We start from the raw sequence: 20,111 nt of genomic DNA, 5'->3' as shown, positions 1-20,111 counted from the left end.
CTCTAGTACACGACGTCCGTCTGGTCGGGGACGACGCTGCCGTCGCCCCGCCGGACCGGTCCCTTGCTGCCGTCGTGGTCGACGTAGCCGGTCGTCGCACACGGGTAGGGGTCGGTCTTCTGCTTCTTCGGCTCGATGAACATGGGGTTGACGATCCAGCGGCCGTCGCTGTTGTCGTAGGCCCGGCACATCAGCTCGTTCTTGTTGCGGTTCACGACGAGCCGCAGGGCGGTGGCGTCGCGCAGGAACGAGATGTCGGTGTCGGAGTCGCCGGCGGCGAACACCTGGCGGCGGGCGGCGGGCTGGACCTTCTCGGCGGCCGCGCCGCGCACGCCGAAGACCTCCTTGTTGATCCAGCAGCGCTTGCCGTCGATGTAGGTGATCATCGTGTCGGCGCCGTCCCGGACGGATCCGCAGCCCTGGAGGTGGGGGGTGAACTTCCCGCCGTGGGTGGTGGTGTTGCGGATGCCGATGACGTGGTCGGCCGTGATGCCGACGCCCCGGGCCCAGACCTCGACCACGGGCTGGGGGGAGGCGGAGCTGATCCACACGTCGAAGCCGGCCTTCTGGAGTCCCTTGACCAGGTCTTTTTGCTGGTCGTAGTAGCGGACCCAGCCGGTGGCGGTGGTGCTGCCCACCTGCTGCGTGCTGCCGATGGGCGCGGCAAGGTTCTCGGTGCGGGCGGCGGCGGCGAAGCCGCGGATCTCGCGGGCGGTCCAGCCCTGCATCAGCTGGGGGAGCCAGGCGTAGGAGGGTTCGGTGGTGCGGCGGTCCCAGCCGGCGAAGGCGGGGGCGCCGGCGCGGGTCGCGGCGGTGCCGTAGACGGCGTTGATCTCGTCGGCGCAGGCCGTTCCGGCGGGGGTTCCGGTGGGCAGGGGGGTGCCGGGGCGGGCGAGGGCGGCGCAGGCGTCGGCCAGGGCCTTCGTGGCGGCGGGGGTGAGGAAGCGGCTGGTGGTGGACCAGTCTCCGGCGGCGGGCTGGCGGATCCGGCCGTTGCGCAGGAGCCAGAACATGGTGGCGTCGCCGACGTCGTTCTTGACGACGGTGTTGTCCCAGTCGAAGACGGCGACGGGCTTGGTGCGGCTGGGCCGGTACGGGTTGCAGCTGCCGTACTGGTCGATCAGCCGCTGGAGGCGGGCCTGGTTGTCCCCGTACCAGCCGGAGCTGATGGTGACCCGGGGACAAGGGGTGTGCGCGGCCGCGGCCGGAGGGGCCGCGAGGAGGCCGGATCCGGTGACCGCGACGAGGGCGAGGGGGGCTGCCCATTTTCTCTGCATGCTGCTCCTTCGAGTTCGGGACAGCCCTGAGGGACCGGCCGGGCACCTCGCGGTGCCCGGCCGGCCGGCGTACGGCGCCGTGGTGGCGCCGGTGCGACCTACAGCGGGGTCACGTACGCGCCGGAGATGCCGCCGTCGACGAGGAAGTCGGTGGCGTTGATGAAGGAGGAGTCGTCGCTGGCGAGGAAGGCGACGGCCGCGGCGATCTCGGTGGGCTCGGCGAAGCGGCCCAGCGGGATGTGGACGAGGCGGCGGGCGGCGCGCTCGGGGTCCTTGGCGAACAGTTCCTGCAACAGGGGGGTGTTCACGGGCCCCGGGCACAGGGCGTTGACGCGGATGCCCTCGCGGGCGAACTGCACGCCGAGCTCGCGGGACATGGCCAGGACCCCGCCCTTGGAGGCGGTGTAGGAGATCTGGGAGGTGGCGGCGCCCATGATGGCGACGAAGGAGGCGGTGTTGATGATGGAGCCTCGGCCCTGGCGCTGCATGTAGGGCAGGGCGGCCTTGCAGCACAGGTAGACGGAGGTGAGGTTGACGTCCTGGACGCGCTTCCACGCCTCCAGGCCGGTGGTCAGGATGGAGTCGTCGTCCGGGGGTGAGATGCCCGCGTTGTTGAAGGCGATGTCCACGGAGCCGTAGGTGTCGAAGGCCGTCTTGAAGAGCGCCTCGACCTCCTCGGGGCTGGTGACGTCGACCTTGACGAAGGTGCCGCCGACCTCTTCGGCCGCGGCCTTGCCCGCGGTCTCGTCGATGTCGGCGCAGACCACGTTGGCGCCTTCGGAGGCCAGGCGGCGGGCGGTGGCCAGGCCGATGCCGCTGCCGGCTCCGGTGATGACGGCGGTGCGGCCGACCAGGCGGCGGCAGACGATCTCTTCGTTGTTCTGGCTGGACATGGGTTCTCAGGCCTCCGTGCTGATGAAGACGTTCTTGGTCTCGGTGAAAGCGGTGAGGGCGTCGGGTCCGAGCTCGCGGCCGAGCCCGGACTGCTTGTAGCCGCCGAAGGGGGTCCAGTAGCGGACGCTGCTGTGGGAGTTGACGGACAGGTTGCCGGCGGCGACGGCGCGCGAGACGCGCAGCGCCCGCCCGATGTCGCGGGTCCAGAGGGAGCCGGAGAGGCCGTACTCGGTCGCGTTGGCCAGGCGCACGGCGTCCTCCTCGTCCTCGAAGGGCAGGACGACGGCGACCGGCCCGAAGACCTCCTCGGCGGCCACGGGGGCGGTGGGGGCGACGTCCGTGACGAGGGTGGGCGGGTACCAGAAGCCGGGGCCCTCGGGGGCGGTGCCGCGGATCGCGGTGAGGTCGTCGGTGACAAAGGACCGTACGCGGTCCAGCTGGGTCCGTGAGATCAACGGGCCCATCTGGGTCTTCTCGTCGAGCGGGTCGCCCACGGTGACGGCCGCGATGCCGGGGGCAACGAGCTCCAGGAAGCGGTCGTAGGCGGAGCGCTGGACGAGGATCCGGGTGCGGGCGCAGCAGTCCTGGCCGGTGTTGTCGAGGAAGGCCATGGGAGCGGCGGCCGCCGCTGCTTCGAGGTCGGCGTCGGCGAAGACGATGTTGGGGCTCTTGCCTCCGAGTTCGAGGGTGACGCGCTTCACCCGGTCGGCGCACTTGGCCATGATCTGCTTGCCGACGCGGGTGGACCCGGTGAAGACGATCTTCGCGACGCCGGGGTGTTCGACGAGCGCGTCGCCGGCGACGTCCCCGCGGCCGGGGAGCACCTGGAAGAGGTGCTCGGGGATCCCGGCTTCGAGGGCGAGCTCGGCGAGGCGCAGCGCGGTCAGCGGGGTGGTCTCGGCGGGCTTGAGGATGACGGCGTTGCCGGCGGCGAGGGCCGGGGCCAGGCCCCAGGCGGCGATCGGCATGGGGAAGTTCCACGGGGCGATCACGCCGATGACGCCGAGGGGTTCGAGGAAGGTGACGTCGATGCCGCCGGCGACGGGGATCTGGCGGCCGGAGAGCCGTTCCACTCCCCCGGCGGCGAAGTCGAGCAGGTCGCGTACGTTGCCGGCTTCCCACCGGGCGTTGCCGATGGTGTGGCCGGCTTCGCGGACCTCCAGCTGGGCCAGTTCCTCGATGTGGCCGTCGACGACCGCGGCGAATCGGCGCAGCAGCCGCGCCCGGTCGGCCGGGGCGGCCGCCGCCCAGCCCCGCTGGGCGGCGGCCGCCCGGGCGACGGCGGCGTCGACATCGTCCCGTGTGGCGGCCGGGACGATGGCGACGGTTTCCTCGGTGGCCGGATTCAACACTTCTAGATTGAAGGGGGCCAGCGCATCGGACACGTGGTGCCTCACAGTTTCGTTCGGTGGAGTGCGGTGGCTACAGGCGTTCGAAGGAGCGGCGCAGCTCCCAGTCGGTCACCGCGGAGTCGTAGGCGTCGAGTTCCACGCGGGCCATGTTCCGGTAGTGCGCCACCACTTCGGGGCCGAAGGCGGCCTTGGCGATCTCGCTGTTCTCCCAGAGCTCGGCGGCCTCGCGCAGGGTGGCGGGGACGTGCGCGTAGTCGGCGGTGTAGGCGTTGCCGGCGCAGACCTCGGGAAGTTCCAAGCGGTTCTCGATGCCGTAGAGCCCGGCGGCGACCAGGCCGGCGACGGCGAGGTACGGGTTCACGTCGCCGCCGGGGAGGCGGTTCTCGAAGCGCATGGAGCGGCCGTGGCCGACGACCCGGAGCGCGCAGGTCCGGTTGTCCACGCCCCAGGCGACGGCGGTCGGCGCGAAGGAACCCGGCCGGAAACGCTTGTACGAGTTGATGTTCGGGGCGTAGAGAAGGGAGAAGTCGCGCAGCGCGGCCAGCTGGCCGGCCAGGAAGTGTCGCATCACCGGTGACATTCCGCCTGGACCGTCCCCGGCCATCGCGTTGCGTCCGTCGGTATCGGCCAGCGAGAGGTGGATGTGACAGGAGTTGCCCTCGCGCTCGTCGAACTTGGCCATGAAGGTGAGCGAGACACCTTCCTGGGAGGCGATCTCCTTGGCTCCGGTCTTGTAGACGGAGTGCTGGTCGCAGGTGGTGAGCGCCTCGTCGTAGCGGAAGGCGATCTCGTGCTGACCGAGGTTGCACTCCCCCTTGGCCGACTCGACGATCAGGCCCGCGGTCTGCATCTCGTTGCGGATCCGGCGCAGCAGGGGTTCGATGCGGCCGGTCCCGAGGACGGAGTAGTCGATGTTGTACTGGTTGGCCGGGGTCAGGTCGCGGTAGCCCGAGTTCCAGGCCTGCTCGTAGGTGTCCTGGAAGACCATGAACTCCAGCTCGGTGCCGACCATCGCGGTGTAGCCGGCCTCGGCGAGGCGCTCCAGCTGGCGGCGCAGGATCTGCCGGGGCGCGGCGACGACGGGCGAGCCGTCGTTCCAGGCGAGGTCGGCGAGGAGGAAGGCGCTGCCGGGGTTCCAGGGGATGCGGCGCAGGGTGGCGAGGTCGGGGTGCATGGCGAAGTCGCCGTAGCCCCGGTCCCAGGAGGACATCTCGTAACCGTCGACGGTGTTCATGTCGGTATCGACGGCGAGGAGGTAGTTGCAGCCCTCGGTACCGTGCTCGAGGACTTCGTCGAGGAAGAACTGTGCGGCGAACCGCTTGCCCTGGAGCCGCCCCTGCATGTCGGGGAAGGCCAGGACCACTGTGTCGATCTCACCACTGGCGACGAGGGAGCGGAGCTCCTCGGGCGCGAGCGGCGGCTTGCGGTCTACCACTGGAATCTCTCCTTCGGTGAGCCGAGGAGGCCTAAGGTATTGAATAGAACCATTGCTTGGGAAGGGGAGAAGTCAAGATGACCGATACGACCAGCGAAGGCGACGCCGTCGCGCGACTGAATCCCGTGCTGCGGCAGGTGCGGGCGGGCAACGGTTTCGAGGAAGCGCTGCAGCAGATCCTCCAGGTGGTCCGGCTGGGTCTGGTGCCGGGCGGCGAACGGCTGCCGCCGGAGCGCGAGCTGGCCGAGCGCATGGGGATCAGCCGGGTGACCTTGCGCGAGGTGCTGAAGGTGCTGCAGGACCAGGGGCTCGTGGAGGCCCGGCGCGGACGGTACGGCGGAACGTTCGTGCTGTCCCGCCCCGACACCCCGGCCGGCGGCGCCGAAGAGGAGCTGCGCCGGCGCGTCGCGGGGGTGGACATCGAGGACGTCCTGCGGTTCCGCGAGGTCCTGGAGGTGGGGGCGGCCGGTTTGTGCGCCTCCCAGGGCCTGACCGAGGAGGGCGCGGAACGGCTGCTCGGCGCCCTGGCCGCCACCCACGACGCCCCGCTGGCCGACTACCGCCGCCAGGACACGCTCTTCCACCTCACCCTGTGCGAACTGGCCGGGTCCGCCACCCTGACGGCCCAGTACGCCGCCGTCCGGGCCACCGTCAACGACCTGCTGGACTGCATCCCGCTGCTCGTACGGAACCTGGAGCACTCCCAGCAGCAGCACAGCACGCTCGTGGAGGCGGTGCTGGAGGGCGACGCGGCCGGGGCCCGGGAGACCATGCGCGAGCACTGCTGCGGCACCGCGGCGCTCCTGCGGGGCTTCCTGACCTGAGCGACGCCGGGGACGCCCGAGAGGGTTTCGTAACTTCTGTTTAACGCAGAGGTCTTGCGCACTCCACTCCTCTACGGCAAAGGTACGCCCCACAACCATTGCCCTGAGGCAGGAGCGCACGATGGCCGACGACATCGAGGCACGGCTCGCCGCCGTACCCGCACCCACCACGTCCCCCGACGGCGGGGACGGCCCCGACGAATACCTCGCGCGCCGGACGCTGCGCCGCGGCAGCGCCGGCTGGCTGCTCCTCACCGGTCTCGGAGTCGCCTACGTCGTCTCCGGGGACTTCTCCGGCTGGAACGTCGGCCTCGACAAGGGCGGCTTCGGCGGCCTCGCCATCGCCACCGTCCTGATGGGCGCGATGTACGCCTGTCTGGTCTTCTCGCTCGCCGAGCTGTCCACCATCCTGCCGACCGCGGGCGGCGGCTACGGCTTCGCCCGCCGCGCGCTCGGCCCGTGGGGCGGTTTCCTCACCGGCACCGCCATCCTCATCGAGTACATCCTGGCCCCGGCCGCGATCGTCATCTTCATCGGCGACTACGTCGAGTCCCTCGGCCTCTTCGGACTCACCTCCAGCTGGCCCGTATACCTCGGCTGCTTCGTCATCTTCATCGGCGTCCACCTGTGGGGCGTCGGCGAAGCACTGCGCTTCAGCCTCGTCGTGACCGCGATCGCCGTCGCCGCGCTGCTGATCTTCGCCGTGGGGGCCTTCACCGAGTTCGACGCCTCCGGCCTGAACGACATCCCCGTCGACGCGGACGCCTTCGGCTCGAACTCCTGGCTGCCGCTGGGCGTGCTGGGCATCTGGGCCGCGTTCCCCTTCGGCATGTGGTTCTTCCTCGGCGTGGAAGGCGTACCGCTGGCGGCCGAGGAGGCCAAGGACCCGGTCCGCTCGATGCCGAAGGCCCTCTCCATCTCCATGGGCATCCTCGCCCTGCTCGCCCTGATCACCTTCTTCGCCGCGACCGGCGCCCAGGGCGCCGACGCCGTCAAGGCCGCCGGCAACCCGCTGGTCGTGGCCCTGGAAGGGGACGGCGGTCCGACCGCGCTCAGCCGCTTCGTGAACTACGCGGGCCTGGCCGGCCTGGTGGCCTCCTTCTTCTCCCTCATCTACGCGGGCTCGCGCCAGCTCTTCGCCCTCTCCCGGGCCGGCTACCTGCCCCGCTTCCTCTCGCTCACCTCGAAGCGCAAGGCCCCGTACCTGGGCCTGATCATCCCCGGCGCGATCGGCTTCGCCCTCGCCGCGGCCACCGGTGACGGGGCCCGCATGCTCAACATCGCGGTCTTCGGCGCCACCATCTCCTACGCCCTGATGGCCCTCTCGCACATCGTGCTGCGCCGCCGGGAGCCGGACCTGGAGCGCCCGTACCGCACCCCGGGCGGGATCCTGACCTCCTCGGTGGCCTTCGCACTCGCCCTGTCGGCCCTGGTCGCCACCTTCCTGGTGGACAAGGACGCCGCGTTCATCGCCCTGGCCGTGTACGCCGTCGCCCTGGCCTACTTCGCCTTCTACAGCCGGCACCACCTGGTGGCCTCGGCCCCGGAGGAGGAGTTCGCGGCTCTCGCGGAAGCCGAGGCGGAACTGACCCGCGACTGAAACCCTGTTCCTGCCCTGCTCCGCCCCTGTTGGAGGTTACGAACGTGCCCAGGCCGCTCATCGGCATCACCACCTACGTCGAGGATTCCACCCGCTACGGGGTGTGGGACCTGCCGACGTCCCTCGTACCGACCGGGTACTACGAACTCGTCCAGGCGGCGGGCGGCGCGGCCGTGCTGCTCCCGCCGGACGAGCCCGGGTCGGCGGCGGAGGTGCTGAGCCGGGTGGACGGCCTGGTCGTCGCGGGCGGTCCGGACCTGGACCCGGTGCACTACGGAGCCGCGCGCGACTCCCGTACGGGTGCCCCCGCCACGGTCCGCGACCACTGGGAACTGGCCCTGATCGCCGCCGCACTGGACGCGGACCTGCCCCTGCTCGGCATCTGCCGGGGCATGCAGGCCCTCAACGTGGCCCTGGGCGGCACGCTGATCCAGCACATCGACGGCCACGTCGACACCCCGGGCGTCATGTCCCGGCACCCGGTCCGTCCGGTCCCGGGCACCCGGTACGCGGACTTGGTCCCGGAGGAGGCCCAGGTCCCGACCTACCACCACCAGGCCGTCGACCGGTTGGGCCGCGGCCTGGTCGTCTCGGCCCACGCGGTCGACGGCACGGTGGAGGCGATCGAAGTGCCCGACCCCGAGCGCTGGGTGCTGGGCGTGCAGTGGCACCCGGAGCGGGACACGGACACGCGCGTGATGTCCGCCCTGGTGGAGGCGGCCTCCGTCCGCACCGCGGTACCGGTGGGCTGACGCCCGCGCCCTTCCCGCTTCCGTACCCCGCCCGTCCCCCGCGCACGACGATGCGCGGGGGACGGGCGGGGTGCGTGAACGCCCGTCCCGAATGGCCGGTCCTCCGCCGGGCGCGCAGGCTGGAAGGATGCAGACCGAAGCGGAGGGCAAGGCATCCGGCCCGGTCTCCAAGATCCTGGAGAACCCGGTCATCGGAATGGCGCCGTGGATCGTCTTCTCCCTGCTGGTCGGCCCGGGGCGGTTCGAGCTCGCGGTCGGCCTGGCGCTGGCCACGGCCGTCGCGCTCATCGCGACGAGCCACCTGGTCAACCGCGGCAGCAGTTGGAAGATCCTGGAACTGGCCGACGTGGTGTTCTTCGCCTCGATGGCCGTCGTCGGAGCCCTGGCGAGCGACGGGACCCTGCGCTGGCTGGAGACGTACGCGGGCGAGGTCGCGAACATCACCCTCGCCGTGATCGCCTTCGGGTCGATGGCCGTGCGGATGCCCTTCACGATCCAGTACGCCCGGGAACAGGTGGATCCGTCGATCTGGCACACTCCGGCCTTCCTGCGGACCAACTACATGATCACCGGCGTGTGGGGGATGGCCTTCCTGGTGGCGGCCGCCGCGGGCGCCTACGGCGACCTGGTCCTGCACAACCCGAACAACATCTGGACGGGCTGGATCATCCAGATCCTGGCCATCGTCGCCGCGCTGAAGTTCACCGCCTGGTACCCGGACGTCGTCCGCGCCCGCGCAGTGCGCGAGGCCACCGGCGAGGGCCCCGAACCACCCGGCCGGGCCAGCCTGTTGCTGCCGCTCGCGGGCCTGCTGGTGCCGGTCGGGATCGCCGTCCTCATCTTCGACAACATGTGGTGGCTGGGCGTGGCCCTGATCGTCGTGGGCTCGCTCCTGACGAAGCGGCTCAGCTCGGAGAGCTGAGCCTCCCCGCGTGGCACCGAACCTGGGCGCCGTCCCTCACTCGGGGCGGACGAAGAGCACCGACCGCAGCTCCAGCCGCTCCGTGCCGTAGCCCGTGCGGGGCCGCAGCCTGAACTCCCTGCCCGTGCAGTCCGGCTCGGTGAACACGATCGCCACCTCGTCGGTCCGGTTGCGCGGGGAGTGCGCCGGGGAGCTGGCCGAGGGATCGGCGACCTCGGGGAGGGTGATGCACTCCCCGCTCGCCGGGTCCTCCAGCACGACCCTCAGCGGGCTGCCGTCGAGGCCGGAGACCGTGTACTGGAACTCTCCCGTGGCGGCCGAGGCCGAGGCCGGGACGGTCAGCAGGAGCGTGAAGGCGCCGAAGGCGGCGAGGGCGGCATGGCGAAGACGCATCAGGGTTCTCCTCGTGGGGGGACGCGTGCGGGAGCCACCTTTCCTGCGGGTCCGCCCGGGGTCACCCTCCGCGCCGCGGCGAATCGTTCCCTCCTCGCCCGAACGGGCGCACGACTCCCGCCCCCGTGTCCGCCGGATCACAGTGACGGGAGGAACGGCACCTCCTACGATGCTTGATCAATACACCCATCCGAGGAGACAGATCCCGTGACCACCGGCGCCGCCGCACCCGAGAGCTACTACGAGCGGACGGGCGAGCACAGCTTCAAGCCCACCGCCCACGCGGGCGGCGCGTGGAACACCGACGAGCAGCACTTCAGCCCGCTCGCCGGCCTCGTGGTGCACGCGATCGACGGACACCTGGCGCAGCGGCCCGAGCCGTTGGCGCTCGCGCGGATCAGTTACGACATCCTCGGCCGCATCGCCCTCGATGAGTGCGAGATCACCGTCGAGACCCTCCGGCCGGGCCGGACCATCGAGCTCCTGGAAGCGAGCGTGGTCATCGGCGGCCGTCCGGTGGTCCGCGCCCGCGCCTGGCTGCTGGCCACCCTGGACTCCTCCTCCGTGGCCGACAGCCCCCACGAGCGGCTGCCCGCCCCCGAGGAACTCGACGTTTGGGCGATGGACGAGGAGTGGAACGGCGGCTACGTCTCCTCCGTCGAGGTGCGCCGGACGCCCCCCTCCCGCCGGGGCCGGGCCGCGGCCTGGGTGTCCTCGTCCGTCGCCCTGGTCGCGGGCGAGCCGGTCGGCGCCCTCGCCTCGTACATGGCGCTGGTGGACACCGCGAACGGCATCGCGGTCCAGCAGGACCCCACCGCGTGGATGTTCCCGAACCTCGACCTGACCGTCCACCTGCACCGCCGGCCCCGCGGCCCGTGGACCGGCCTGGACACCACCGTGGCCTTCGGCCCGTCCGGGCAGGGGCTCACCAGCAGCGTCCTGCACGACGCCGACGGCCCGGTCGGCCAAGCCGAACAGATCCTCACGGTCCGCCCGCTCTCTTAGGGGGTACCCCGGGTCAGGGACAGCAGGTCCCGGGCCGGGCCGGCCGGGCGGGCACCCGCGGGCCAGACCGCCCGCAGGGCCCGGCCGAGCCCGGCGCCCGACACCGGCACCTCCACCAGCCGGCGCGCCGCCAGCTCGTCCACCACGGCCAGCTCCGACAGCACGCACGGCCCGGCACCGCCCAGCGCCGCCGCCTTCACCGCCGTGGTCGACGCCAGTTCCAGCAGCGGCGCGGCAAGCCCGCCGGCCGAGGCCAGCGCGGCGTCCAGGACCTGTCGCGTGCCCGAGCCCCGCTCGCGCAGGATCAGCGGGGTCGAGGCCAACTCGGCCGCCGCGACCCCCCGGGTGCGGCGCGCCCACGGGTGCCCCGGGGCCACCGCCACCACCAGGCGGTCCTGCGCGATCACCGCCGAATCCAGCCCCTCGGGCACGGTCAGCCCCTCGACGAAGCCGAGGTCGGCCTCGTGGGCGAGGACCCGCTCGGCCACCACCGCCGAGTTCCCGGCGTGCAGGGACACCGCCGTGTCCGGGCGCTGCCCGCGCAGGGCGATCAGCCAACCAGGCAGCAGGTACTCCGCGATGGTCATGCTGGCGGCCACCCGCAGCCGCGAGTCCCGGCGTCCGCGCAGCGCCTGCGCACCCGCATCGAAGGCCTCCGCCGCCTCCACCACCCGCCGGGCCCAGTCCGTGACGAGCGCGCCCTCGGCCGTCAGTGTCGACCCCCGCGGCGATCGGTCCACCAGGGCCACACCGAGCCGGGTCTCCATCGCCCGGATCCGGCTGCTCGCCGCGGGCTGGGTGATGCCGAGCCGCCGGGCCGCACCGCTCAGGCTGCCGACCCGCGCGACGGCGAGCAGCAGTTCCAGCGCACCGAGGTCCGGCACCCGGTGCGCCAGCGGAACCCACTCCTCATTACCCATAACATCAGTTTATGACCTCATAGGGAGATGGCCTCTGCCGCCCCGCCCGCCCCGGCGCGAGGCTGGATCCATGGCCACCACCCTCGTGCGACCCCGCACTCACACCACTCCCGCGGTCCGGGCCCACAAGGCCCCCGCACTGCGGCACCTCGGCCCCAACTGGTACGCCTGCGTCATGGGCACGGCGATCCTCGCCAACGCCGGCGCGACCCTCCCGTACCAGCTCCCCGGCCAGCGCGTGGCCTGTCAGCTGTTCTGGGGTCTGTCCGCCATCCTCCTCGCCGTCCTGCTCACGGCCCGGGCCGGGCACTGGATCCACCACCGCGACCAGGCCCGCGCCCACCTCTTGGACCCGGCCGTCGCCCCGTTCTACGGGTGCCTGTCGATGGCGCTGCTGGCCGTCGGCGGCGGCGCCCTCGTCGTCGGCAAGGACCTCATCGGCACCGGCGCCGCCGTCGCCGTGGACGCCGTGCTCTTCACCGCGGGCACCGCGATCGGCCTGTTCATGGCCGTGGCCGTGCCCTACCTGATGGTCGTACGGCACAAGGTCGAGCCCAAACAGGCCACTCCCGTCTGGCTGCTCCCCCTCGTCGCACCGATGGTCTCCGCCGCCCTGGGCCCGCTCCTGATACCCCACCTGCCCGCCGGCCAGCCCCGCGAGACCCTGCTGCTCGCCTGCTACGCCATGTTCGGCATCAGCCTGCTGGCCACCTTGCTGATGCTCCCCCTGATCTTCGGCCGGCTGATCGTGGGCGGCCCCCTCCCGCTGGCCCTGACCCCGACCCTGTTCCTGGTCCTGGGCCCCCTCGGCCAGTCGACCACCGCCGTGAACCAGCTCGCCGACGTCGCCCCCCAGTCGATCGAGGGCACCTACGCCGGCGCACTGGGCGCCTTCGCCGTCGTCTACGGGGTCCCCGTGATGGGCTTCGCCCTGCTGTGGCTGGCCCTGGCCGTCGCCATGCTGGTACGAGCGGCCCGGGGCGGCATGGGCTTCGCGATGACCTGGTGGGCGCTGACCTTCCCCGTCGGCACCTGCGTCACCGGCGCCACCGGCCTCGCCCACCACACCGGCCTGACCGCCTTCGCCTGGCTCGCCACCGCCCTCTTCCTCGGCCTGCTGACCGCCTGGCTCCTGGCCGCCGCCCACACCCTCCACGGCCTGCTCTCCGGCCGCCTCCTCCCCACCTAGGCCCCGCGGGGCGGGTCCGGGTCTGCCTGCGGGCCGGGATCCCGGCGCGGTGTGGGCTGGTGCGCGGTGCCGGGGAGGGGTGTCTCCTCGGCTCGCGCCAGGCGGGCAGGTCTCGGCTGTGCGCGGTGGTTGCGCGCTCGTCCTGCGGGGACACCCCTCCCCGTCCCCGCTCCCCAGGCGTCGGGGCGGCTTCGAGGCACTGCAGGAGCACGGGGCGGGGCTTCGGTCCATTGGTGGAGTACGCCGTGGGGCGGCTTCGGGGCACTGTCGGAGCCCTGCCGTGGGGCGGGGACACGGCGGAGTGTCCCCGCAGGACGAGCGCGCACCACCGAGCACCACCGCGACATGCCGCACCGCGCGAGCCGAGGAGACACTCCGGCGGGGCACCGCCCCACACCACCCAGCCCCGCCGGCGCTTGAGGCGCAGGAGACGGGGCCAAGCCCCAACACCCCCGACCAGCCACAGCCAAGCACCGCGCAGCAACCCCGCACCGCCCCACACCACCCAGCCCCGCCGGCGCTTGAGGCGCAGGAGACGGGGCCAAGCCCCGACACCCCCGACCAGCCACAGCCAAGCACCGCGCAGCAACCCCGCACCGCCCCACACCACCCAGCCCCGCCGGCGCTTGAGGCGCAGGAAACAGGGCCAAGCCCCAACACCCCCGACCAGCCACAGCCGGAGCGGACCGCCGATCAGCGCGCGGCGCGCAGCTGCTCGGACAGCACCGCCGGCGCGGCGGCCAGCGATGGCCCGTACCAGGTCAGGTGCCGGCCGTCGACCAGAGCCGCCGGCAGGCCCGGGAAGGCCTCCGGGCCGTCCTCGCGCGTGAAGCGGTACGGCTCGTCCGGCAGGACCACCAGGTCGCAGGCGGCCGCAGCGAGTTCCTCCACCGGCACCCGGGGATACCGCTCGGGGTGTCCGGCGTAGACGTTGCGGACCCCGAGCCGCGCCAGCAGGTCCCCGGCGAAGGTGTCCCGGCCCAGCACCATCCACGGCCGCCGCCAGATCGGCACGAACGCGGTGACCTCCGCGAGCGGCGGCGCCGGCGGCTCCACCCGGGCCCACGCCCGCTCCGCGTCCGTCAGCCAGCCCGGCCTCGCCAGTCCCAGCGCCCCCACCAACACCCGGTCCAGCTCCCGCAGCGCCTGCGGCAGCGTCCGGACCTCGGTGACCAGCACCTCCACCCCGGCCGCGCGCAGCGCCGCCAGGTCGGGGGCCCGGTTCTCCTCCTCGTTGGCGATCACCAGGTCCGGCCGGAGCTCCACGATCCGCCGCACGTCCGGGTTCTTCGTCCCCCCGATCCGCACCGCGTCGCCGAGGTCCCCGGGGTGCGTGCACCAATCGGTCACCCCGACCAGCAGCCCCGGCGCGCTCACGGCCACCGCCTCGGTCAGCGAGGGCACCAGCGAGACGATCCGCCGCACGTCGTTCAGTGTCCCGGAGACGGGGGCTCGGAGGTCGCGTGGATGTGCTCGCCCACCGCGACGACCAGGATCCGGGTCTCCTCGGTGACCGCCCGCCAGCGGTGGCGCACGCCGCCGGACAGGAACAGCGCGTCCCCGCTCTCCAGCCGGTACGCCCGCCCCTCCGCTTCAACCTGGCAGGCACCCTCGACCACGTACATCAGTTCGTCGTTGCGGTGCTGGTACTCGCGTCCGGCGTCCTGGTCCCCGGTGAACTCCATCGCGTGCAGCTGGTGGTGGCCGCGCACCAGGGGACGTACGCCCGGGACCGGGGTGAGCCCGGGGGCGTCACCCGCCCGTACGAGGTCCACCGTGCGCGCGGTGTCGGAGGCGGCCAGCAGTTCCACGGCCGTGGTCTCCAGCGCGTCCGCGACCCGCTCCAGGGAGCGCATGCTGGGCCGGGCCCGCTCGTTCTCTATCTGACTCAGGAAGGGCACCGACAGGCCGCTGCGCGCCGAGACCGCGGCCAGCGTGAGGTGGAGCGCGCGGCGCCGCTTGCGCACGGCCACGCCCACTCGGAGCGGCTCCTTGCCGTCCTTGTCCTTGCTCTTGTCGTCCCTGTCGTTCAGCTTGCTGTCCATGCCATCAATGCCGTCGGTGCCGTCCCTGTCGTTCATGTCGGGGCTGCCCTCCCCATGTCTGTCGCACATCGGTGTGCTGTAAGCACCTTACGCAGCAACCGCCTCCGGTTTCGCGTGCACGGCTCTTCCCGTACCCGTGCGCTCACTGTCCGTCGTGGCACGTGGCGTCCGGACGGCCGGGCCCTCCGCCGGGGGGCGTTGCGGCATCATCGACTCCGTGACGACACGACGCCTGATGCTCCTGGACACCGCCTCCCTCTACTACCGCGCCTACTTCGGTGTGCCGGACTCGGTGAAGGCCCCCGACGGCACCCCGGTCAACGCCGTGCGCGGGCTGCTCGACTTCATCGGCCGGCTCGTCCAGGACCACCGGCCGGACGATCTGGTGGCGTGCATGGACGCCGACTGGCGGCCGCACTGGCGGGTGGAGCTGATCCCCTCCTACAAGGCGCACCGGGTGGCCGAGGAGACCGAGACCGGCCCCGACGTGGAGGAGACCCCGGACACCCTCGCCCCGCAGGTGCCGATCATCGAAGCGGCGCTGGACGCCTTCGGCATCGCCCGGGTCGGGGTCGCCGGGTACGAGGCGGACGACGTGATCGGTACGCTCACCGCCCGCGCGAGCGGCCCGGTGGACATCGTCACCGGCGACCGGGACCTGTACCAGCTGGTGGACGACGCCCGGCAGCGGCGGGTGCTGTACCCGCTCAAGGGCGTGGGCACCCTGCAGGTGACCGACGAGGCGTGGCTCCGCGAGAAGTACGGGGTGGACGGCCCCGGTTACGCGGATCTGGCGCTGCTGCGCGGGGACCCGAGCGACGGCCTGCCGGGCGTCCCCGGCATCGGCGAGAAGACGGCCGCCAAACTCCTGGACGCCTACGGCACCCTGGCCGGGATCATCGCCGCGGTCGACGACCCGAAGTCGAAGCTGACCCCGACCCAGCGCAAGCGGCTGGACGAGTCCCGGCCCTATCTGGCGGTGGCCCCCAAGGTGGTCCAGGTGGCCTCGGACGTGCCGCTCCCGGCGTTCGACCCGGCCCTTCCGACGGCCCCGGCACAACCCGAACTGGTGGCTGCGCTAGCCCATCGGTGGGGTCTGGGGGGTGCAGTCGCTCGCTTGAGCAGCGTGCTGCGCCCCTGAGGTGATAACTTAGGTAAGGCTAAGTTTCGTGGAGTCAGGGGAGTCACCGTGGCAGAAGGACGCGCCCGCACCGTCGGCACCGCCGTCGTCGTACGCACCGAGCGGTTGTCGCCGCACATGGTGCGGCTCGTGCTGGGCGGTGAGGGCCTCCGGGAGTTCGGCGTGGGCGAGTACACCGACCATTACGTCAAGCTGCTGTTCGCGCCGACGGGCGTGACCTACCCCGCTCCGTGGGACCTTGAACGCATCCGCGCCGACTTTCCCCGGGCACAGTGGCCGCGCCAGCGCGCGTACACCGTACGGAACTGGGACCCCGCGCACCTGGAGCTGACCCTCGACTTCGTGGTCCACGGCGACGAGGGCCTGGCCGGCCCCTGGGCGGCGCGGGTCCAGCCGGGCGAGGTCGTACGCTTCCTCGGCCCGGGCGGCGCCTACGCCCCGGACCCGGTGGCCGGTTGGCACCTCCTGGTGGGCGACGAGAGCGCCCTGCCGGCGATCGCCGCCGCGATGGAGCGGATGCCGGCGGGCGCGCGGGTCCACGCCATCGTCGAGATCGACGGCCCGGCCGACGAGCTGAAGCTCGCCACCCCGGACGGCGTCGTCCCGGTCTGGCTGCACCGCGGCGACCGCCCGGTGGGCGAGGCCCTCGTGGAGGCCGTCATGGCCATGGAGTTCCCGAGCACGGACGTCCACGCCTTCGTCCACGGCGAGGCCGGCTTCGTCAAGGAGCTGCGCCGCCACCTGCGCATGGAGCGCGGCGTCCCGCGCGAGCGCCTGTCGATCTCGGGCTACTGGCGCCTGGGCGAGACGGACGAGGGCTGGCGCGCGATCAAGCGCGACTGGAACGCCTCGGTCGAGGCCGAACAGGAACACCGCGCCGCTGCCTAAAGGTTTCCCCACGCCGGCGGGCACATCCCCGCCGGCGTTCGAGGCGCTGAGCCCCGGTCTTTTCAGCCCCGCCGGCGTTTGAGGCACGGGGGTCCGGGGGCAGCGCTCCCGGCAACGGCGCCGCACGCGCCCACCGCCGGACGGCAACGGGCGCTCCGCCTCCCCCGGCAGGACAATGACCCCATGCGTACGCTCCCCGCCCTCGGGGCAGCCGGGGCCGCGGCCCTCCTGACCGCGGCGGCCGGCGTGACGGGCACGGCCATCGCCGCGCCCACCCCGCCCCCCGCCCCGAAGCCCCAGATCACGGACGCCGCCGTCGACAAGGCCGTCGCCCGCCTCGACCGCACCGTCGAGGACATGATGCGCCGCACCGGGGTCCCCGGCGTGTCCGTGGCCGTGGTCCACGACGACGAGGTGGTCCACATCAAGGGCTACGGGCTGCGCAGGACCGGCGAGAGCGCGAAGGTCGGCCCCGACACCGTCTTCCAGATCGCCTCGCTGTCCAAGCCCGTCTCCTCCACGGTCGTGGCCGGCACCCTCACCGACCCCCGGGGGTGGGACGACCGCACCGCCTTGCCCGGGTTCTCCCTGAAGGACCCCTGGGTGACCGACCACGTCACCACCGCCGACCTGTTCTCCCACCGCAGCGGCCTCCCCGACCACGCCGGCGACCTCCTCGAAGACCTCGGATACGACCGGGCGTACATCCTGGACCACCTGCGCCTGGAGCCCCTCGGCCCGTTCCGGGCGAGCTACGCGTACACCAACTTCGGGTTCACCGCGGCCGCCGAGGCCGTTGCCCGCGCCAAGGGCACCAGTTGGCAGAAGCTCAGCGCCGACACCCTCTTCAAGCCCGCCGGCATGACCCGTACCAGCACCGAGTTCTCCGCCTTCATCAACTCTCCCGACCGCGCCTCCACCCACGTCAAGAACGCTGACGGCACCTGGAGCCCGCGCCATGTCCGCGACCCGGACGCCCAGGCCCCGGCCGGCGGCGTCAGCTCCACCGCCACCGACATGGCCCGCTGGCTGCGGTTGCAGTTGGCCGGCGGCACCCTCGACGGGAAGCGGATCATTCCCGCCGACGCCCTCGCCCGGACCCACGTGCCCGAGATCGTGTCGCAGCCGACCAACGCCGTCGGCACCACCAGCTTCTACGGCCTCGGCTGGAACGTCAGCTACGACGGCGCCGGCCGCACGCGCCTGAGCCACTCCGGCGCCTTCGACCTCGGCGCCAACACCAACGTCACCATGCTCCCGCTGGAGCGGCTCGGCATCGTCGTCCTGACCAACGGCGCCCCGGTCGGCCTGCCCGACGCCGTGGCCCTGGACTTCTTCGACTACGCCGAGCACGGCAAGGTCTCCACCGACTGGCTCGCCCTCGCCGCCTCCGCCTACGCGACGGCCCTCGAACCCCCGAACGGATCGAAGACCGACTACGCCCACCCGCCCGCCGGAGCGCAGCCGGCCCGGGACAGCGCCGCGTACACCGGAACCTACGACAACCCCTACTACGGCAGGGCCACCGTGTCCGCCGACGCCGACGGCGCGCTCACCCTCGCCCTCGGCCCCGAGCCCCTGCGCTTCCCGCTGACCCACTACGACGGGGACACCTTCAGCTTCGTGACCGCGGGCGAGAACGCGGTCGGCCGCACCGGGGTGGTCTTCGCCGACGGCACCCTGCGCATCGAATACCTCGACGCCGACCACCTGGGCACCTTCACCCGGCAGTAGCCGCATAGCCTGTTCCCCGATGAGACGCAGAGCCCAGCCACCCCCCTCGCCCCTCCCCCAGCGCGCCGGCATCGACCCGGTCCGGCTGCGGCTCCCGCCCGACCCGGACGGGACCTGGCCGGATCTCGGCGACTACCTGGCGGCGCGCTACGCCGGCACCCGCGGCGCCGACTCGGTCGCGCGCCTGCTGGCCGCGGGCCGCGTGCTCGGTCCCGACGGACGGGTCCTGCGCGCGGAGGACCCGTACGAGCCGGGCGCCTACCTGTGGTTCCACCGGGACGTGGAGCCGGAGCCGCGGGTGCCCTTCCCGATCTCCGTCGTCCACCGGGACGCGCACCTGCTGGTCGTGGACAAACCGCACTTCCTGGCCACCACCCCGCGCGGCTCCCACATCACCGAGACCGCCCTGGCCCGGCTCCGCGAGGAGCTGGAGCTGCCCGGCCTCAGCCCCGCGCACCGGCTGGACCGGCTGACGGCGGGACTGGTGATGTTCAGCGTCCGGCCCGAGGACCGCGGCGCCTACCAGCTCCTCTTCCAGCGGCGCGAGGTGCACAAGGAGTACGAGGCCCTCGCACCGTACGACCCGGAACGCGCCGGCACCCTCCCGCGCACGGTCCGCAGCCGGATCGAGAAGACCCGCGGGGTCATCGCGGCGGTCGAGGTGCCCGGGGGCGAGCCCAATGCCGAGAGCCTGGTCGAATGCGTCGAGGCCCGGGAGGGGCTGGCCCGCTACCGGCTGACCCCGCGCACGGGCCGCACCCACCAGCTGCGGGTCCACATGAACGGCCTGGGCCTGCCCATCCTCGGCGACCCGGTGTATCCGCAGGTCACGGATCCGGCCCCGGACGACTACCGCAGGCCGCTGCAACTCCTGGCCCGGGTACTGGCGTTCACCGACCCGGTGACCGCGCGCGTGCACCGCTTCGAGAGCGGCCGCACCCTCCAGGCCTGGGACGACCGCGCGGGCTGGGAGGCCGGGACCGGCGGCTAGCCGCCGGCCGCCGGCCGCCATTCGCCGGGCGGGGCGACGCCCGCGATCCGCAGCGCCGCGTCCGCGGTGGCCTCCGCGAAGACCGTCACCGGCCGCTGCGGATCCGTGCGGTGGATCAGCATGACGCCCTCGATGAGCCCGAAGACCAGGTCGCCCCGTAGCGTCAGTCCCGCCTCGTTCCCGGCCAGTTCGGCGCCGACGCGGGTCCCGGCGAGCAACACCCGGTAGGCGTCCTTGAGTTCCCCGCGCATCCGACGGAACCGCGCGAGGCGCGACGCGCCCAGCTCGGGCAGCAGGTACAGCGCCCCCAGGTCATACGGCCCGCCGCACAGCAGCAGCACGTCGGAGCGGCACAGCTCCCACAACCGCCGCGCGGCGGACCTCCCTTCGTCCGCGAGCAGCTGCCGGGCCAGCACCAGCGAGGGCGCGACCGTGGACTCCAGAAGTTCGGCGAGGAGTTCCTGCTTGCCCCCGAAGTAGTGGTACATCGTGGCCTGGCGCATCCCGGCCCGTTCGGCGACGGCCCGCGTGGTGGTCGCCGCATATCCCTGGACGGTGAACAACTCGGCCGCCGCGCAGAGGAGTTCCTCGCGCGGCGGCCGGCCGCTCTCCGGTCTCAGCCGGTCGGCACGTGGCCGACCGACCCGTCTCGGACCCTCGTCCGCTCCCCCGCTCATGGAATCGATCGTCGCACAGAGCAATCCGATTCGATCATGGCAAGAGAACAGATCAGGCCATCCCCACGCTCG

19 protein-coding genes are annotated in these 20,111 nt (G+C 72.5%); 10 read left to right on the top strand and 9 right to left on the bottom strand.

Going from position 1 to position 20,111, the window contains the following annotated elements:
* Positions 1-2: 2 nt before the first annotated feature.
* The 4 genes from OG207_RS33715 to OG207_RS33700 all read right to left on the bottom strand — a co-directional run bounded on the left by OG207_RS33715 (position 3) and on the right by OG207_RS33700 (position 4,958).
* Positions 3-1,277: a haloacid dehalogenase-like hydrolase gene (locus OG207_RS33715; protein ID WP_329103833.1), complete on the bottom strand. Its 1,275-nt coding sequence runs from the start codon at positions 1,275-1,277 to the stop codon at positions 3-5.
* Between the two features lie 98 nt (positions 1,278-1,375).
* Positions 1,376-2,170 (bottom strand): 3-oxoacyl-ACP reductase, encoded by a 795-nt coding sequence (locus tag OG207_RS33710; protein ID WP_327386322.1) that lies wholly within the window; start codon positions 2,168-2,170, stop codon positions 1,376-1,378.
* Positions 2,171-2,176: 6 nt separating this feature from the next.
* On the bottom strand, positions 2,177-3,556 hold the full coding sequence (locus OG207_RS33705; protein ID WP_329103831.1) for an aldehyde dehydrogenase family protein: 1,380 nt from the start codon (positions 3,554-3,556) through the stop codon (positions 2,177-2,179).
* A gap of 37 nt (positions 3,557-3,593) precedes the next feature.
* A complete protein-coding gene (locus OG207_RS33700) occupies positions 3,594-4,958 on the bottom strand; it encodes a glutamine synthetase family protein (protein ID WP_329103829.1) in 1,365 nt (454 codons plus the stop codon).
* A 77-nt stretch (positions 4,959-5,035) separates the two neighbouring features.
* Between OG207_RS33700 and OG207_RS33695 the strand changes: the two genes are divergently transcribed.
* The 4 genes from OG207_RS33695 (at position 5,036) to OG207_RS33680 (ending at position 9,056) form a co-directional block, all read left to right on the top strand.
* Positions 5,036-5,782, top strand: coding sequence for a FadR/GntR family transcriptional regulator (locus OG207_RS33695; protein WP_329103827.1), 747 nt, complete (start codon positions 5,036-5,038; stop codon positions 5,780-5,782).
* Between the two features lie 121 nt (positions 5,783-5,903).
* Positions 5,904-7,382: an ethanolamine permease gene (eat, locus tag OG207_RS33690; protein WP_329103825.1), complete on the top strand. Its 1,479-nt coding sequence runs from the start codon at positions 5,904-5,906 to the stop codon at positions 7,380-7,382.
* 44 nt (positions 7,383-7,426) lie between these two features.
* Positions 7,427-8,134, top strand: coding sequence for a gamma-glutamyl-gamma-aminobutyrate hydrolase family protein (locus OG207_RS33685; protein ID WP_329103823.1), 708 nt, complete (start codon positions 7,427-7,429; stop codon positions 8,132-8,134).
* 127 nt (positions 8,135-8,261) lie between these two features.
* Positions 8,262-9,056, top strand: a complete 795-nt coding sequence (locus tag OG207_RS33680) for a hypothetical protein (protein ID WP_329103822.1) — start codon at positions 8,262-8,264, stop codon at positions 9,054-9,056.
* A gap of 36 nt (positions 9,057-9,092) precedes the next feature.
* Here OG207_RS33680 and OG207_RS33675 read toward each other — a convergent pair whose 3' ends face one another.
* Entirely contained in the window at positions 9,093-9,449 is a 357-nt protein-coding gene (locus OG207_RS33675) for a hypothetical protein (protein WP_329103820.1), read from the bottom strand.
* Between the two features lie 207 nt (positions 9,450-9,656).
* Between OG207_RS33675 and OG207_RS33670 the strand changes: the two genes are divergently transcribed.
* Positions 9,657-10,454 carry a thioesterase family protein gene (locus OG207_RS33670; RefSeq protein WP_329103818.1) on the top strand — a complete coding sequence of 266 codons (798 nt, stop codon included), beginning with the start codon at positions 9,657-9,659 and terminating at the stop codon, positions 10,452-10,454.
* Here OG207_RS33670 and OG207_RS33665 read toward each other — a convergent pair.
* Positions 10,451-11,374 (bottom strand): LysR family transcriptional regulator, encoded by a 924-nt coding sequence (locus OG207_RS33665; protein WP_329103816.1) that lies wholly within the window; start codon positions 11,372-11,374, stop codon positions 10,451-10,453. The two genes, OG207_RS33670 and OG207_RS33665, sit on opposite strands and share 4 nt — an antisense overlap.
* Before the next feature lie 70 nt (positions 11,375-11,444).
* Here OG207_RS33665 and OG207_RS33660 point away from each other — a divergent pair, with 70 nt between their 5' ends.
* Positions 11,445-12,563 carry a TDT family transporter gene (locus OG207_RS33660; RefSeq protein ID WP_329103814.1) on the top strand — a complete coding sequence of 373 codons (1,119 nt, stop codon included), beginning with the start codon at positions 11,445-11,447 and terminating at the stop codon, positions 12,561-12,563.
* Positions 12,564-13,256: 693 nt separating this feature from the next.
* On the opposite strand, the gene OG207_RS33655 is transcribed toward OG207_RS33660, so the two are convergent.
* Positions 13,257-13,988 carry a helical backbone metal receptor gene (locus OG207_RS33655; RefSeq protein WP_329103812.1) on the bottom strand — a complete coding sequence of 244 codons (732 nt, stop codon included), beginning with the start codon at positions 13,986-13,988 and terminating at the stop codon, positions 13,257-13,259.
* A gap of 5 nt (positions 13,989-13,993) precedes the next feature.
* Positions 13,994-14,608, bottom strand: coding sequence for a helix-turn-helix domain-containing protein (locus OG207_RS33650; RefSeq protein ID WP_329108099.1), 615 nt, complete (start codon positions 14,606-14,608; stop codon positions 13,994-13,996).
* A 235-nt stretch (positions 14,609-14,843) separates the two neighbouring features.
* Between OG207_RS33650 and OG207_RS33645 the strand changes: the two genes are divergently transcribed.
* The 4 genes from OG207_RS33645 (at position 14,844) to OG207_RS33630 (ending at position 19,362) form a co-directional block, all read left to right on the top strand.
* Positions 14,844-15,749, top strand: coding sequence for a 5'-3' exonuclease (locus OG207_RS33645; protein WP_329108097.1), 906 nt, complete (start codon positions 14,844-14,846; stop codon positions 15,747-15,749).
* A 48-nt stretch (positions 15,750-15,797) separates the two neighbouring features.
* Positions 15,798-16,637, top strand: a complete 840-nt coding sequence (locus OG207_RS33640; RefSeq protein ID WP_329103810.1) for a siderophore-interacting protein — start codon at positions 15,798-15,800, stop codon at positions 16,635-16,637.
* A 183-nt stretch (positions 16,638-16,820) separates the two neighbouring features.
* Positions 16,821-18,371, top strand: coding sequence for a serine hydrolase (locus OG207_RS33635; protein ID WP_329103808.1), 1,551 nt, complete (start codon positions 16,821-16,823; stop codon positions 18,369-18,371).
* Positions 18,372-18,390: 19 nt separating this feature from the next.
* Positions 18,391-19,362, top strand: a complete 972-nt coding sequence (locus OG207_RS33630; RefSeq protein WP_329103806.1) for an RluA family pseudouridine synthase — start codon at positions 18,391-18,393, stop codon at positions 19,360-19,362.
* On the opposite strand, the gene OG207_RS33625 is transcribed toward OG207_RS33630, so the two are convergent.
* On the bottom strand, positions 19,359-20,039 hold the full coding sequence (locus OG207_RS33625; RefSeq protein ID WP_329103804.1) for a TetR/AcrR family transcriptional regulator: 681 nt from the start codon (positions 20,037-20,039) through the stop codon (positions 19,359-19,361). The two genes, OG207_RS33630 and OG207_RS33625, sit on opposite strands and share 4 nt — an antisense overlap.
* Positions 20,040-20,111 lie beyond the last annotated feature (72 nt).

Source organism: Streptomyces sp. NBC_01439, from assembly GCF_036227605.1.
Taxonomy (GTDB): domain Bacteria; phylum Actinomycetota; class Actinomycetes; order Streptomycetales; family Streptomycetaceae; genus Streptomyces.
This window is presented reverse-complemented; position numbering and strand designations above follow the sequence as displayed.